Genomic DNA, 15,368 nt, shown 5'->3' with positions numbered 1-15,368 from the left:
CGCTTTTAGGTTAATTCATTAATGTATGTGCTTGCATTCATAGCTTTCGATTTGAAGAACACTATTACGTACATTAAATTTATCTGCAAGCAGTTTGATTACTTTTAAGCGACACTCTTCATCATGTTTTTCTATAGTGCAATGCTGCTTTAACACCACATGAGCCCCCACTATCACCTTTTTATTTTTACGAACAACAGTCACATTGTGCACATTTGCTACATGCTCCATAGTCGTTATTTCTGTTTCTATATCAGCAACATCAGGTAACTTCGCTTTATTCGAATGCAACCCTTTGATACAGCTAACAATGACCTTAATACCCGTAAACAATACAAATGATGCAATTAACATACTCGATAAAATATCAATTACATTCCAGCCTGTTATATAAATGAGTACACCGGCAGCAAAAGTAGAGACCGTTGATATTAAATCAAAAAACGAATGTAAAAATACCGCATACACATTAATACTAGCCTTACGGCCTTTATACAGCACCCATGCTGCTGCACCATGAAATAAAAAACCAATAGCAGCAATCACCGACATTAAATAACTATTTATAACCAACTCATGCCCACCTTTATGATGCATAAAGCGCTCAGCTCCCTCATACAAAATAAGTAAACTAATGGCTAGATAGAGAATTCCGTTGATCAGACCACCGATTAATTCAGCTTTTTGGTGACCATCGTTGTAAGTTTTAGCCAGATGAATAGCGAAGCTTGAGGCAATAAGTGCTATGAATAGCGAACTGTTATGAACAAATAAGTGGCCGGCATCAGCAAGAACAGCCAGTGAGTTAGCATAATAAGCACCTATAAGCTGAATAACCATAAACGAGCAGGTAATTGCAAGTGCAATTAATAGACGGCGACGGGAGGCGTGATGTGTAGTTATTTCTGTCATGAAATATAAAAGGCCTTTACTGAAAACGAAGTAAGCTCATGAAATAAAGCAAATTGGGAAATACGTAATGATATACAATCACAATTGTAATACGTAGGCCAAATAAACGCACTAAAAACTTAGTAAAATACAAAAAACTGTACTAAAAATAACTAAGCGGATACAAAAATAATAATTAATTCATAAATATGGGTAGTTTTCATATTTTAATGCGGAGAAACAAGTGAGCCATGACTCAAACAATACAATTTGGCAGATTTTTAATCTAATTAATTTAGCCGTTATTGCTTATGATAATAAAACGCATCACTACACGTTAAACCAACATGCTAAAACACTACTTAACATAAATAGTGATGACGCTGTTAGTAACGATGTTTTTAATAATATTACTCTTCGCGACTTTAATGATGATACGGTGATAACCATTGAGCAATTATTTTCATCAAATATCACAGCTGTTTTATTAGAGTGTGAATTTTCGCCGCAGCTTTTAAATGTTAATCACTCAATAGTTAATGACTCTGTATCTATGATCACTTTAGAGCAAGATCGTACACTTACAGAACAATATAACTTTGATCAAATTATCTCTAAAATTTCTACCAAACTTATTGATATACAAAATGACAATATAGACCAGCAAATTAACTTTGCCCTTAAAGCCATTGGCACTGTACTGAAGGCAGACCGCAGTTATTTATTTGAATTCAACACCGACAACGAAACTATCACCAATACTCACGAATGGGTCAATACGGGTATTATCGCTTGCAAAGACAGACTACAAAATGTACCCAAGGTTGAACTACCCTACTTTTTTGAAATAATGAATGAGAGTCATCTATTTCAAGTGAATGATATTGAACAATTACCAACAAAAGCCGACGCTGAAAAAGTTGAATTTAAAGAGCAAAATATTCAATCTGTTTTGTGCATAGGCCTACGTTTTGATGAAGAGCTAGTAGGCTTTATTGGTTGTGATTGTGTTAAAACAAAACGTAATTGGAGCAAAATAGATTTAATTAGAATAAAGCTCGTTGGCGAAATCATTAATAATGCACTTAAAAATATTAACTATAAAAAAAAGCTACAGTTAACCCAACAGCAATTAATTAACGCCAATATAAAGCTCAATAAATTAGCGAATACCGATGCGCTAACTAATATTGCTAATCGCCGTTTTTTTGATGCTACACTCAAAAGTGAAATTAAACGCTGCGCAAGGCATAACCAACCCGTTAGCTTAATTATATGTGATATCGACTTTTTCAAACGCTATAACGATAATTATGGTCACCAAAAAGGGGATGACGCATTAAAACAAGTAGCAAGCGCATTAAGCAGTTTATGTAAGCGTGAGGGAGATTTAGCAGCTCGATACGGAGGCGAAGAGTTTGCCATAATTTTACCAGCTTCTAATATAGAGCAATGCCATAATTTTGCTTTATTAATTCAACAAAAAATCAAAGCGTTAAACATTACTCATGAGTTTTCTTGTGTTGCACCTCATATCACACTGAGCTTTGGATACTTTACCAGTTATCCAAAAGGTAACACCAACATGCAAACTATAATAAAAAATGCCGACATCGCTTTATACAAAGCCAAAAAAGCAGGCAGAAATCAAATATGTTCTTTTGAATAACGAATATGTTTATTATTAATTTTTAAGAGCAAGTTATCGCTTCTATACCCAGCAACCTTTTATATGTTCTTATTCTAACTAATGATAAAAAAGTCCCATATCAAAGTAAAAAGTTGCTCGCACAGTTTAAGCACACTTGGTAGCATAAGTGCATTGTCAAAGGATGGAAGTTAATATGAACAATACCCAGCACGCATTAGTGGTTGAGGGCGGTGCCATGCGCGGTATTTTTGCCGCAGGTGTACTTGATGAGTTTTTAGAGCAGGGATATCAACCTTTTACCAGCTATTTTGGTGTATCAGCTGGTGCTACAAATGTTGCTGCGTATTTATGTAAGCAAGCAACCCGAAACTACAAAGTAATCACTGATTATTCCTGTAGGCCTGAATTTATTAACCTGCCACGATTTGTTAAAGGTGGACACTTGTTTGATTTAGACTGGCTTTGGCAAGAAACAGTACGTGAAATTCCTTTAAATACCGACGAATTCTCGCAATCCCCTCACGACTTTTATATTGTTGCAACGGCAATCGAATCTGGACAAGCTCATTACTTACAAGCAACAGGTAGCGAAATGGTAGAGCAATTAAAAGCCTCTTGCGCTATACCAATAGCTTATCGGGATTATCCAACAATAAACGGGATCGCCATGACCGATGGCGGCGTTGCAGATTCTATTCCGGTAAAAAAAGCTTATGAAATGGGGGCATCAGAAATAACAGTTATCCTTTCTCAACCTTTAGGCTATCGTAAAAAAGATAACAAAGTTCCGTGGTTAACCAAACAACTTTATAAAGATACCCCAGCGCTTGCAGAGGCGGCCATACTGCGTTCTAAAAAATATAATGACAGTATTGATTTTTTGCATAATGCTCCACCGGATTGCAAAATAAATATTATTGCTCCACCAGCAGGGTTTAAAGTCGGCCGCACCACTAAAAATCTAGCTATACTCAATTCAGGCTATCAAATGGGCATAAGTGAAGCTAAAACTTACCTAGGTAGCCCTAGGTTGCGTGAGAAATGAACATAAGCTATAAAATCAACCTATAAGAAGTATACAGTGATATAACCTTTGAATTTACAGCTTACTCCAGCTATTAATTTTTAAACCAACGGGGTAATGTAATAAAGAACGATGTGTTCCCCGTCGTATTGCAAAAAACAGATTAAATTTAGGCGTGTTTTTTGCATTAAATTTTGTGTACACACCAAATAAATTAAGGGTTTTTGTGAATTTTCTTCGATGCTTTCATAATATAGTCTCAGATCAGCAGCTAAGCTTTGATCAAAAAATTGCAGACTTACTTGCTTTTGGGCTCGATGTTTTTCAACTCGACTTAGCTATTATCAGCCGCGTAAAAAATGATTCTTATATTGTTTTACATGCCATCACCCCTGACAATTCTCTTGCAATTGGTACAGAGTTTGAATTAAACGGCACCTATTGCACGCATACCTTGTCGGCCAACTCTGCACTCGCATTTCATAATGCGTCGCAAAGTAGTATTGCAAATCATCCATGCTATATTAATTTCCAATTAGAAGCGTACATTGGTGCGCCTATACGAATAGGCAAAGACGTATTTGGAACTGTTAACTTTTCATCTGCTCAAGAATGCGCTCCTTTTAGCGATGAAGCCTATGATTATATTGAATTATTAGCGCAGTGGTTAGGCTCGGAATTGGCGCGCAATCAGGATAAAGCCAATCTCACTAAAAATAGTGACACTTTATTAAAGCTTGAAAACGTAGCAAATATAGGTACATGGGAAGTCGACCTAATAGAAAATACTATTTTTTGGAGCCAACAAACTCGACGTATTCATCAAGCCGAAGAACACTATACTCCAGATATAGAAAAAGCCATTGAATTTTATAAAGCAGGTAAAAGCCGAGACAGTATTAATAAAGCGGTAGAAAAGGCAATATCTACGGGTGATAAATGGCATTTAGAGCTGGAAATAGTTACCGCTAAGCAACAGAACATTTGGGTTTCAACCTTTGGTGAGGCCGAGTTTAACAACGGCCAATGTGTGCGGTTATTTGGTACTTTTCAAGATATAACTGAAGCCGTAAAGTTACGCGAAGAGTTAAAACAAAAAAAAGCGCTTGCTGAACAGCTATTAAAAGATAGAAGTATGCTGTTTGCAAAAATTAGTCATGAGCTACGCACTCCGTTAAATGGCATTACGGGTATGTTAGCAACACTCATTGATGAACACGATTATGACAAGCGGGCGGAAAAAATTAAAGTCGCCCTGCGAAGTGCTGATATTTTATTAAATATTATCAATGAAGTGCTCGACTTTTCAAAAATAAATCATGGTGAATTAAAACTGGAACCTCACCACTCCCTACTTAAAACGGTATTTACCGATTTGGTTTCTTTATATTCGGTATTGTTTAGCAATAAAAACATTGAACTACGAGCCACTAACCTCATTCCTAATGATGTTTGGGTATACTGCGACACCTCTCGATTAAGCCAAATTGTCTCTAATTTACTGAGTAACGCATTAAAATTTACAGAGCGTGGTTCTGTTTCGCTCGATTCACAGTTAGCATTAGATACAAAGCGCCCTTTACTTACAATTAAAATAACCGATACGGGTCGCGGCATGAGTAAAACGTATTTAAACTCATTATTTAAGCCTTTTACCCAAGAGGTTGATGCTAACAACAATAAAGGTGGCACCGGGTTAGGCTTAGCCATAGTTAAAGAGCTCGTTGGTTTTATGAATGGCAAAATTGAGGTAACCAGTGAGGTTAACGTGGGCACATGTTTTACCTTAACTATCCCAATTGAGCGTGGTAAACAACAAACACAAAAACCTAGCCTTAAATTTATTAATAACCATAGCAATAAGCTCTCGGTTTTGGTGGTTGATGATAACGAAATAAATCGCCTGGTATTAGAATCAGCACTGGATAAATTTAATATAAAATCAGACTTTGCTATTGACGGCCAAGATGCCCTGTTAAAATGCAAACAAAAGCATTTTGACCTTATTTTTATGGATTGCATTATGCCTATCATGGATGGTTTTGAAGCCACCAAGCAACTAAAGGCACAAGGTATCTGTGACTCGCAAGAAACTTATATTGTGGCGTTAACTGCTAATGCATCCTCACAAGATAAACTAAACTGTAAGCAAGCAGGCATGGATATGTTTATAGCCAAACCGTTTAAACTGCCAGCGATAGAAGAAGCAATTACAAATACACTAAAAAGACTGGGCGTAGCCACATTATAACAACGAGTGTCGCCCAGATTAATTTGCACTAAAAACACAAAGGATCATTATGACAAATAAAATCATTGGTATTGTACTTATTGTTATTGGCGTAGCACTTGGTATGTGGGGTTATGATGTTTACGATTCTGCAGCTTCACAAGTTACTCGTGCATTCAATGGCGAAACCCCAGTAGAAGCATGGCTTGGCTTTATTGGTGGCGCAGTTTGTATTTTAGTAGGCCTTACCCGACTTAAATAACACACAAAAAAGCCGCCTTTGGAGAGGGCGGCTTGGGTGAACAAACAGCTATGGGTGAGAGCTGTTTTATCAAGAGGCTTACGCTAAAACACTATTAAGCAGCATTTTGCTCTGCATCGGGTGTTTGGCGAATTAAGTAGTCAAAAGCTCCTAAGCTAGCAGTTGCTCCGGCGCCCATAGCAATAATAATTTGCTTAAATGGCGTATTGGTCGCATCGCCCGCCCCGTATATACCTGGTAACGACGTTGCACCTTTAGCATCAATGAGTATTTCACCAAATTGACTAAGCTCAAGGTCACTGTCTTTTAGCCATTCGGTGTTTGGTATCAAACCAATTTGTACAAATATACCGGCTAAAGTTAGTTCCTTACTTTCCCCAGAAACACGATCGGTATAATTAAGGCCTATTACTTTATTACCATCACCGAGTACTTCAGTAGTTTGTGCATTTTTAATAATAGTAATATTTTTTAAGCTATTTGCTTTACGAATAAGTACTTCGTCAGCACGTAACGTATCGGCAAATTCAAGCACCGTTACATGCTCAACAATGTTGGCTAAATCAATAGCCGCTTCAATACCTGAGTTACCGCCACCTATTACAGCAACAGGTTTGCCTTTAAACAATGGGCCATCACAATGCGGGCAGTATGCAACGCCATGGCCTTTATATTGTTGCTCGCCAGGTACATTCATTTCACGCCAGCGTGCACCGGTTGCTAGCACAAGTGATTTTGCTTGTAATACTGCGCCATTTTCTAAAGTAATGTCATATCCATTACTGCCTTTTTGGAGATTTGCAGCGCGTTGGTTGTGCATTACATCAACATCATATTCTTTAACATGCTCTTCAAGCTGAGCCACCATTTTTGGCCCTTCGGTTGCTTTTACCGAAATAAAGTTTTCAATGGCCAATGTGTCAGCTACTTGGCCACCAAATCGATCGGCAACCACCCCCGTATTTAGCCCTTTACGTGCAGAATAAATAGCTGCCGAAGCACCTGCTGGCCCACCACCGACGACAAGAACATCAAACACTGATTTTTCATTCAATGCTTTGGCTTGGCGCTGTGCACCTTTGCTATCAACTTTATTTAAAATATCGGTTAGGCTCATTGCCCCTTGGCTAAAAGGCTCTCCGTTTAAGTAAACAGCGGGTACAGCCAATATATTTCGTTGTTCTACTTCATCTTGAAACAGAGCACCATCAATCATGGTGGCTTTGATATTGCTATTTGTAGCAGCCATTGTATTTAGCGCTTGAACCACTTGCGGGCAGGTTTGGCAGCTCAAACTAATATACACTTCAAAATTGAGTGTTTGCTCAAGTGTTTGTATTTGTTCAATATCTTCTTGGCTGGCTTTACTAGGGTGACCACCCGTATGTAATAGCGCTAACACTAAACTAGTAAATTCATGACCCATAGGTACCCCTGCAAAGGTAATATGGGTGTTTTTTTGTGGCGAATGCACCACCATTGAAGGTCTGCGTGCCGAAGTATCTGGATTGTTACTTACACTAAACTTATCGCTTAGTGATGCTAAATCATTCGCTAAACTTTCTACTTCTGTTGATTTTTTGCTGTCATCCAAGGCGATAAGCAGCTCAACAGGCTGAGTCAGCGATTCAAAATGGCTTTTTAATTGGTTCTTTATGTTGTTGTCTAACATGGCTTAGCCCCTTACGGAAAAATAAAACAGCAGAACCCCCATGCCATCAGTGCATGTGCGAATTTTAGAAAAGAGTGATGGCGTGGAAGAGTGCCCAGTGAGCCAAGTAGGCTCACTGGTATTAGAGTTATCTACTACTCTAAATTTAGTGAAGGTAAGGTTTAAATCTTACCAACTAGGTCTAGTGAAGGTGCTAATGTGTCTTCACCTGGCTGCCAAGATGCAGGACATACTTCACCGTCATGCGTGGCAATGTATTGTGCGGCTTGTACTTTACGAACAAGTTCTTTAGCACTACGACCAATACCTAAATCATGCGTTTCAACAACTTTGATTTCACCCTCTGGGTTCATTACAAATGTACCGCGAAGTGCTAAACCATCATCTTCAATCATTACACCAAAGTTACGTGTAATGCGTCCTGTTGGGTCGCCAATCATTGGGTAAGTAATTTTACCGATAGTGTCTGACGTGTCATGCCAAGCTTTGTGCGTAAAGTGTGTATCAGTTGATACTGAATAAACTTCAACGCCCATTTCTTGTAACTGTGCATAATGATCTGCAAGGTCACCTAGCTCTGTAGGGCATACAAATGTGAAATCTGCTGGGTAAAAGAAAAAGATAGACCACTTACCTAATACGTCTTTTTCAGTGAGTTCTACAAAGTCACCATTATGGTAAGCTGTTGCATTGAAAGGTTGTAATTTTGTGTTAATCAATGAAGTGCTCATAGTATTCCTCATTTATGTTTAGTGTATTTAAAAAAGTTAACGCCCTGTGCGTTGGCTTGATCAATACAATAAGGCTATTGAGAAATTAAATAAAATTGATTGTTTAGATTAAAACAATCGCTTTTTAAGATTAAAAATCCAGAAGTGATCTGCTGCTCTCTTTTAAGCGTTAAAGCAGTTACAACTTAACAGCTACTCGTGATTAACCATCCGATATTGATTTTATAAGATTACACTGCGCATCCTTGCTACAATAAAGTGGTTTACATCACCTAACCTTCAAAGGCACTTCGTTTATGGAAAAATTTGTTAATCACATTCAACTAGGCTATTTAGGCTTACTGCCGTTTTTAGGCTGTGTGGGTTGGCCATTGATGTTTGGCAGTAACAGTGTCAATTTAGAGTTTTTTAGTTTTTACAGCATCGCTATTTTAGCGTTTATGGCAGGTAATTTATGGCATGCAGGGCAACAAAGCTTTGCCGATGCCATTAAAGCAGTGCTGCCGGTCATTCCTATACCGTTTTTATCATTTTTGCCGATTGAGTGGATGCTTGCTTGGTTAGGCGTGAGTTTTTGGTTGGTACTGATTTTCGAAAAAGCGTCGATTCATTGGCAGGGTTACCACAAAGATTACCAAAAAATGCGCTTTGTGCTCACATCTGTGGTGTTTGTGTGTCATATCTTAATTATTGGTATGAGTATTTACCCTAAATAACACGCCATTACTTAACCATTGGTCTGTAATAGGGTAACATCCGCGCACTGTATTGAGAGGACACCCCATGATAGACCAATTGCGCCAACAGCTTACTGACCTTGGTGAGAATTTTGTAGAAAAAAACGCCGCTTTTAAAATAAAAGTGATCCCTTTTTTTTGTGCCATTAGCATAAAAAAAGATCATAAAAGCGAAGGTCGTCTTTCTTTTTATTCAAATCAACTCATTGAAATACTAATGGTTGTGTTGTTTGTATTGTTTGGCTTATCTATATTTGATCCTGATGCAGGATTTACCCATGGTCCTATCCACATTGTTTTTGCTATTTTGATTACCTTTAACCTAATTTTAAAACAGGTTGCTATTGAGGGTTTAAAAACACGTTTAGCTATGTACAGGTTGCATCAAGCACCTCAGCAAAATGATGAGCCCGAAAAACCAAACACACCTTCACGCTGATATGTATTTAAATCCAGACTGGAACATACTTACGGTAGGTGATGGCGATTTATCGTTTTCAAATGCGCTTTATCGTCATATTAAGCCAAAAAAGTTAGTGGCATCCACTTACGACGACCAATCAACTATTGAGCAAAAATACCCAGATAATGCGCTCAATGCTTTAAAGTCGCAAAAGGTAGAAGTACTTAATAGCTTTGATGTAACCAACCCACAATGTTGGCAAACGCTCGGCCAGCATTTACATAGTTTTGATGTGGTTATTTTTCAATTTCCGCTTATTCCTGCGTTTGTTGGTCGCGATGCATTTGAACACAATACACGCCATACCAGCATGAACGTACTTAACCGCGCATTACTGCATCAATTTATAAAATACGCCAATAAGTTTGCTTTAAATACACAAGGTGCAGGGCTATGTTTCATCACTTCAAAAGATGTTAAACCTTATCGAGAATGGAATATTGAAGGCAGTTTAAATACCCATTTAAACGCACAATATCAGGGGCAAATGCCATTTGATATTAGTCACTTTAGTGGCTATAAAATTCGTAATGTTGACCGTGATAAACACGTTAAAGACACCAGCGGCATTACCTATGTCTTTAGTGAAAAACCCTTACCTGAACTGGCTAGCTTGTTAACTTTGCCTGCTTACTTAACCGATAATTATTGCTCGCTATGTCGTGTAGGGCCGTTTTTAGCTGACGAGGATAAAAGCAAGCATTTTGCTGCTAAAAAACACCTGCAAATGATCAAACTAGAGCAAGACTGGCAGCAATGGTTAACAGCGTTTTATAAGTCAAGCTAGCTTAATTAAGTCAGCTGCTTTTTCGGCAATGGCTATCACACAGGCATTGGTGTTGCCGGTAATTATATGCGGCATAATTGAGGCATCAACCACACGCAAATTTTTCACGCCATGTACTTGTAGTTGGCTATTCACTACCGCCATGGGATCTTGCCCCATTTTACAAGTGCCTACAGGGTGATATTCAGTCTCGGCCGTTTGCCTAATATACTCAATAAGCTGCTCATTATTGTTAACATCTAGCGGGTAAACCATATTACCTCTAATTACATCAAATGCTTCACTTTGCATAATCTGCAGAGTTTTTTTAAGCCCTGCTAACATCACGTTTAAATCATCGGGGTGGCTTAAATAATTAGGAGCAATAAGTGGAGCACTCAAGGGGTTGGCATCGGCTAATCGAATCGTGCCACGGCTTTTAGGTTGCATAATACTACAGTGAATACTATAACCATGGCCTAGGTGCAGTTTACGGCTATGGTCATCCACCAGCCCAATTACAAATTCAAGCTGTACGTCAGGTACTTTTGAATCGGAAAATAGCTTTATAAAGGCATGTGATTCTGCAAAATTACTAGTAAGCTGCCCTTCACGTTTGGCAAACCAATCAACGCATCCTTTTGCAATATTAAACGCCCCACCCGCACTTATACCAAATGTGCCTTTACTGTATTTAGCTTTATACAATGGCACAACGGTTAAGTGGTCATGAAGGTTCTCTCCAACACCAGAAAGCTCGTTTACTATTTCAATATTATGCTGCTTTAGTTGCTCTTTAGGGCCAACTCCCGATAGCATTAAAATTTGCGGTGAGTTAATTGCGCCAGCGCTTAAAACCACCTCTTTTTTTGCATGCAATACAACGGCCTTATTGTTTATAGAAACAGAGACTCCGGTTGCGGTTTTATCGCAAAAAAGCACTTTATTAACGTGTACTTTGCTAAGCACAGTTAGGTTTTTTCGATTTAAATGGGGGGTTATATACGCTTTTGCCGCGCTACAACGCTCACCTTGATATTGAGTCACTTGCGATAACCCTGCTCCCACTTGCTGCCCTGCGTTTATATCGCCATTGTGCGGTACACCTTGTTGTTCGCAGGCGTTTAAAAACAGCTGATTTACTGGGCTTGGCAGGCTTAAATCCTGCACATGCAAAGGACCATAAACCCCGTGTACATCACTTTCAGTAAAGGTTTTATTATTTTCAGCTTTAATAAAATAAGGCAATAAACTCTCATAGTCCCAGCCCTCATTGCCCAGTGCAGCCCAACTATTATAATCTTGCTTATTACCTCGAATATAAACCATGGCATTAATGGAACTTGAACCGCCAAGCACTTTGCCACGAGGCATAAATCCGCAGCGGTTATTAAGTTCTTTTTGAGGTACCGTATTGTAATGCCAGCTATTAATGCCATAAGGCACGCTTGCAGCGACCCCTGCAGGCATTTGAACCATTGCACCTTTATCACTGCCGCCCGCTTCAATTAAGCACACACTCACATTTTTATTTTCAGATAATCGCGATGCGATAACGCAGCCTGCACTGCCTGCGCCAACAACAATGTAATCAAATGTAGTGATATGCATACTTATTCTCCAATTAAAAAACCAGTTTGCATGGAACATCGAATAAAAACTTGTTATTTTTAGACATCCTCACGCAAAAGTATATTTTATGAGCCGCTTAATTAGAGCCACCTCTTTACAAGGAATAGACCATTTAATTGCAGAACTTGGGGGGGATTTCTCAGCCATAATGCAGCAGTGCGCCATTAATGTGGACTTTAATAAACTAGAGCAAGAGACCCTTACTTACCGCGCGTATGCACAGCTATTAGAGCATTGCGCGAATACACTAAATTGTCCAAATTTTGGGTTAAAACTAGCAAGTCTGCAAAGCTTTGATATTTTAGGCCATATTGCAATAGCCGCTCAAACAGGCACTAACTTAGCTGAGGGGTTAGATTGGGTGATAAAATATTTACACTTGCATACGCCAGCGCTTAATTTAACCACTCTCCCACTTGATGATAATGAGCACGTGTTTTTATCATTCGCTATAAATCTCAGGCCATTACCGGCAATAAACCAGGTAATAGAGCTCACCATTGCATTGGCCATAGCTACCTTAAAAAATATGAGTAATGGTCGCTGTAAGCCACAAAGTGTATTTTTACCTCATACCCTAGGCGCAAATAAGCAGACCTACCACCAGCATTTTGGGTGTAAGGTTATTACTCACAGAAATAGCGCCGGTGTATTAATTGCCAAACAAGACTTAGATTTAACACTTAACATAACTAAGCAACATAAAACCCAAGCAGCACTTAACTTTTTAGCTGAAAATAATGCTTATGGCCAATCTTTACCCGATCAGGTAAGCGCGCTTATTCGCATTATGCTGCCGATATTTCAAAGCGCTAATAATACTATTGCCGCTGCGCTTAATATTCACCCTCGCACCTTGCACCGAGAACTTAAAAAGCACGATACCAGTTTTGTAAAGCTCAAAGACGCTACTCGCCGCGCCTTATGTGAGCACTATTTATTACAAAACCAATTGTCGGTGACTCAAATTTCAGAGCTTTTAGGTTATCAGGAGCAAGCTACGTTATGTACTAGCATTAAACGTTGGTTTAATTGCTCTGCCCGCGCATTTAGAGCCAAACATTGTTAAACTGCGCCCTTGTTTAAAAACAGCAAAGGCTATTCATGAATTTTGTAATTGTAGGTACTAATTTTATTAGCGACACGTTTTTGGCAGCGGCTAATACACTCAGCAATTTTAATTTATACGGTATTTGCTCTCGCCAAATAAGCAGCGGCGAGCGCTTTTTAGCTAATCATCCAACAAATACCGATGCTAAAATTTTTACCTCTATTGATGCTGTGTGCCAAGATGAACAAGTAGACGCAGTTTATATAGCGGCGCCAAATAGCCTGCACAGTGCATATGCAATACAGTGTTTAAAAGCGGGCAAGCACGTATTAGGCGAAAAGCCCTCAGCGGCTAATAGCAAGCAACTTGCGGCTATTTTAACTGCGGCAAAGCAGCATCAGCGCCTTTACATGGAAGCGATGATGACAACGCACTTACCTAATTTTTCGCACTTACAAGCTGCCCTAAAAAAAATAGGCACACCACGTAAGTTTATTGGTCAATTTAGTCAGTATTCATCACGTTACGACAAGTATAAAAATGGTGAGCGCCCTAATACCTTTTTACCTGAATTTGCTAATGGTGCCTTACTAGATTTGGGTATTTACCCACTTTATCTCGTTATTGCATTATGGGGAGCACCACGCTCTGTTCACGCCAGCGGCGTATTACTTGAAAGTGGTGTGGATGGTGCAGGCGATGTGCTTTTAAATTATCCCGACAGACAAGCGGTGATCAGCTATTCGAAAATTTCACAAGGCGAAAATATCACTGAAATTCAGGGGGAATTAGGTCGAATTAGAATTGAAGCCGTGTCGCAGCTTAAAAAAGTAGAGTTTATTGCTAACAATGGTCATAAAGAGCTTATTTGCACGGAATTTGACGAGCACTTTATGAAGTACGAACTCGAGAACTTTATCAATACCATTGAGCAAAATCAGGGGGAGTCTAGCGTTAATACTCATCAGCTTTCTGTCGATGTAATGCAAGTACTTGACACCGCACGCGCACAACTTGGTGTTGTTTACCCAGCAGATTTATCCTCTTAATAAAACAAAAACTATCGGCTAAGCGATAAGCGTATTTTATCGCTTAGCCTTTGAGCACACTTTACTAAACACTGCTATTTTGAATTAAGCTTAAAAAGATCACAAAATTTGACTTACCTCTGAGATCAAAAGCAGGTAACATGCCGCCAAAATTCATCGCAATCTTTAAGGACATCCATGCAAAAATCAACCAAAGATCTATTACTGGCTATTTTATGCATATTGCTAGCAATGATGACGATTCAGTCAGGCGCGTCACTGGCTAAACAGCTTTTTCCTATTGTTGGACCTGAGGGCACAACAGCCTTACGTTTAGGGTTTTCGGCCGCTATTTTGTGTTTGATTTTTAAACCATGGAAACACTTCCCTGTTGCAAGCCAACGCTTACCCATATTAATTTATGGATTAAGTTTAGGCGGCATGAATATTCTATTTTATTACGCGATAGAACGTATCCCATTAGGTATTGGGGTTGCGCTTGAATTTACAGGCCCATTAGCTGTCGCGTTATTTTCTTCTCGCAGAAAACGTGACTTATTTTGGGTTGCCTGTGCAGTGGCCGGTATTTTATTACTTTTACCTGATATGAAAGGTCAAGACAGCCTTGATCCAGTCGGTGTAGTACTCGCACTTGCGGCGGGTGCCTGTTGGGCTGGCTATATTTTATTTGGTAAGAAAACAGGCAGTCAAAGCTCTGGTGGCGCAACGGTTGCGATGGGCATGACAATATCAGCCATTGTGCTGGTGCCTTATGGCGGCATTTCACAAAGTGCTGCATTTACTTGGGATATTATTCCATTAGGCATTGCTATTGCCGTGCTTTCAAGCGCCCTGCCTTATACTCTTGAAATGATTACTTTACGTAATATGTCGCCACAAGGTTTTAGTATTGTAATGAGCCTAGAACCTGCAATTGCAGCACTCGCTGGCTTAGTTATTTTAGGTGAACTGCTAAGCATTTGGCAGTGGCTGGCTATTTTACTGGTGATTATTGCCTCGGTAGGTAGTTCAATGTCTAATGGTAAAAAGCAGCCTGCTGCTTAGAGTTTAATAATTTAATTGCGTCATGAACTATCATGGCGCAACTTCTCATCTCCTATTTTACAACTCCCGCTTAGTATAATTAAGCCTACGTTTTATCTCTCATTTCACACCATTCATTGTTGCACTTAAAACAATATATACCATCCCCTGTGTGTGCATTATTTA

General features: G+C 39.1%; 14 protein-coding genes. 10 read left to right on the top strand and 4 right to left on the bottom strand.

Going from position 1 to position 15,368, the window contains the following annotated elements; all coding sequences use genetic code 11:
- Positions 1 to 18: 18 nt before the first annotated feature.
- Complete coding sequence (locus CWB75_RS06410) at positions 19 to 912, bottom strand: cation diffusion facilitator family transporter (RefSeq protein ID WP_010389173.1); 894 nt, start codon at positions 910 to 912, stop codon at positions 19 to 21.
- Positions 913 to 1,135: 223 nt separating this feature from the next.
- Here CWB75_RS06410 and CWB75_RS06405 point away from each other — a divergent pair, with 223 nt between their 5' ends.
- From CWB75_RS06405 to CWB75_RS06390, 4 genes are all read left to right on the top strand, one after another.
- Positions 1,136 to 2,560, top strand: a complete 1,425-nt coding sequence (locus tag CWB75_RS06405) for a sensor domain-containing diguanylate cyclase (RefSeq protein WP_138570174.1) — start codon at positions 1,136 to 1,138, stop codon at positions 2,558 to 2,560.
- Between the two features lie 175 nt (positions 2,561 to 2,735).
- Positions 2,736 to 3,587 (top strand): patatin-like phospholipase family protein, encoded by an 852-nt coding sequence (locus CWB75_RS06400; RefSeq protein WP_010389213.1) that lies wholly within the window; start codon positions 2,736 to 2,738, stop codon positions 3,585 to 3,587.
- A 205-nt stretch (positions 3,588 to 3,792) separates the two neighbouring features.
- Positions 3,793 to 5,817: a hybrid sensor histidine kinase/response regulator gene (locus CWB75_RS06395; protein WP_138570173.1), complete on the top strand. Its 2,025-nt coding sequence runs from the start codon at positions 3,793 to 3,795 to the stop codon at positions 5,815 to 5,817.
- Positions 5,818 to 5,866: 49 nt separating this feature from the next.
- Positions 5,867 to 6,058: a DUF3185 family protein gene (locus CWB75_RS06390; RefSeq protein ID WP_008115648.1), complete on the top strand. Its 192-nt coding sequence runs from the start codon at positions 5,867 to 5,869 to the stop codon at positions 6,056 to 6,058.
- Between the two features lie 94 nt (positions 6,059 to 6,152).
- Here the strand turns inward: CWB75_RS06390 and ahpF are convergent, their stop codons facing one another.
- Both ahpF and ahpC read right to left on the bottom strand, forming a co-directional pair.
- Positions 6,153 to 7,730: an alkyl hydroperoxide reductase subunit F gene (gene ahpF, locus CWB75_RS06385; RefSeq protein ID WP_138570172.1), complete on the bottom strand. Its 1,578-nt coding sequence runs from the start codon at positions 7,728 to 7,730 to the stop codon at positions 6,153 to 6,155.
- Between the two features lie 161 nt (positions 7,731 to 7,891).
- Positions 7,892 to 8,461, bottom strand: a complete 570-nt coding sequence (gene ahpC / locus CWB75_RS06380) for an alkyl hydroperoxide reductase subunit C (RefSeq protein ID WP_008115650.1) — start codon at positions 8,459 to 8,461, stop codon at positions 7,892 to 7,894.
- 296 nt (positions 8,462 to 8,757) lie between these two features.
- Here ahpC and CWB75_RS06375 point away from each other — a divergent pair, with 296 nt between their 5' ends.
- From CWB75_RS06375 to CWB75_RS06365, 3 genes are all read left to right on the top strand, one after another.
- Positions 8,758 to 9,177 (top strand): DUF3429 domain-containing protein, encoded by a 420-nt coding sequence (locus CWB75_RS06375; protein ID WP_138570171.1) that lies wholly within the window; start codon positions 8,758 to 8,760, stop codon positions 9,175 to 9,177.
- A gap of 67 nt (positions 9,178 to 9,244) precedes the next feature.
- A complete protein-coding gene (locus tag CWB75_RS06370) occupies positions 9,245 to 9,637 on the top strand; it encodes a hypothetical protein (protein ID WP_138570170.1) in 393 nt (130 codons plus the stop codon).
- A gap of 1 nt (position 9,638) precedes the next feature.
- Positions 9,639 to 10,448, top strand: coding sequence for a class I SAM-dependent methyltransferase (locus CWB75_RS06365; RefSeq protein WP_138570280.1), 810 nt, complete (start codon positions 9,639 to 9,641; stop codon positions 10,446 to 10,448).
- Here CWB75_RS06365 and CWB75_RS06360 read toward each other — a convergent pair.
- A complete protein-coding gene (locus CWB75_RS06360) occupies positions 10,440 to 12,038 on the bottom strand; it encodes a GMC family oxidoreductase (RefSeq protein ID WP_138570169.1) in 1,599 nt (532 codons plus the stop codon). The two genes, CWB75_RS06365 and CWB75_RS06360, sit on opposite strands and share 9 nt — an antisense overlap.
- 88 nt (positions 12,039 to 12,126) lie before the next feature.
- Between CWB75_RS06360 and CWB75_RS06355 the strand changes: the two genes are divergently transcribed.
- From CWB75_RS06355 to CWB75_RS06345, 3 genes are all read left to right on the top strand, one after another.
- On the top strand, positions 12,127 to 13,128 hold the full coding sequence (locus CWB75_RS06355; protein ID WP_138570168.1) for an AraC family transcriptional regulator: 1,002 nt from the start codon (positions 12,127 to 12,129) through the stop codon (positions 13,126 to 13,128).
- Positions 13,129 to 13,163: 35 nt separating this feature from the next.
- The gene (locus CWB75_RS06350; protein ID WP_138570167.1) at positions 13,164 to 14,159 is read left to right on the top strand and encodes a Gfo/Idh/MocA family protein; all 996 of its coding nucleotides are present in this window, start codon (positions 13,164 to 13,166) and stop codon (positions 14,157 to 14,159) included.
- 177 nt (positions 14,160 to 14,336) lie between these two features.
- Entirely contained in the window at positions 14,337 to 15,203 is an 867-nt protein-coding gene (locus CWB75_RS06345; RefSeq protein ID WP_008115672.1) for an EamA family transporter, read from the top strand.
- The last annotated feature ends 165 nt before the right edge of the window (positions 15,204 to 15,368 follow it).

The sequence above is a fragment of the Pseudoalteromonas sp. S1608 genome, assembly GCF_005887265.1.
GTDB lineage: Bacteria > Pseudomonadota > Gammaproteobacteria > Enterobacterales > Alteromonadaceae > Pseudoalteromonas > Pseudoalteromonas undina.
This window is presented reverse-complemented; position numbering and strand designations above follow the sequence as displayed.

Coding starts and splice junctions, on each gene's coding strand:
- CWB75_RS06410 (WP_010389173.1), bottom strand. CDS start 912: ATGACAGAAATAACTACACATCACGCCTCCCGTCGCCGTCTATTAATT.
- CWB75_RS06400 (WP_010389213.1), top strand. CDS start 2,736: ATGAACAATACCCAGCACGCATTAGTGGTTGAGGGCGGTGCCATGCGC.
- CWB75_RS06390 (WP_008115648.1), top strand. CDS start 5,867: ATGACAAATAAAATCATTGGTATTGTACTTATTGTTATTGGCGTAGCA.
- ahpF (WP_138570172.1), bottom strand. CDS start 7,730: ATGTTAGACAACAACATAAAGAACCAATTAAAAAGCCATTTTGAATCG.
- ahpC (WP_008115650.1), bottom strand. CDS start 8,461: ATGAGCACTTCATTGATTAACACAAAATTACAACCTTTCAATGCAACA.
- CWB75_RS06375 (WP_138570171.1), top strand. CDS start 8,758: ATGGAAAAATTTGTTAATCACATTCAACTAGGCTATTTAGGCTTACTG.
- CWB75_RS06370 (WP_138570170.1), top strand. CDS start 9,245: ATGATAGACCAATTGCGCCAACAGCTTACTGACCTTGGTGAGAATTTT.
- CWB75_RS06365 (WP_138570280.1), top strand. CDS start 9,639: ATGTATTTAAATCCAGACTGGAACATACTTACGGTAGGTGATGGCGAT.
- CWB75_RS06360 (WP_138570169.1), bottom strand. CDS start 12,038: ATGCATATCACTACATTTGATTACATTGTTGTTGGCGCAGGCAGTGCA.
- CWB75_RS06355 (WP_138570168.1), top strand. CDS start 12,127: ATGAGCCGCTTAATTAGAGCCACCTCTTTACAAGGAATAGACCATTTA.
- CWB75_RS06350 (WP_138570167.1), top strand. CDS start 13,164: ATGAATTTTGTAATTGTAGGTACTAATTTTATTAGCGACACGTTTTTG.
- CWB75_RS06345 (WP_008115672.1), top strand. CDS start 14,337: ATGCAAAAATCAACCAAAGATCTATTACTGGCTATTTTATGCATATTG.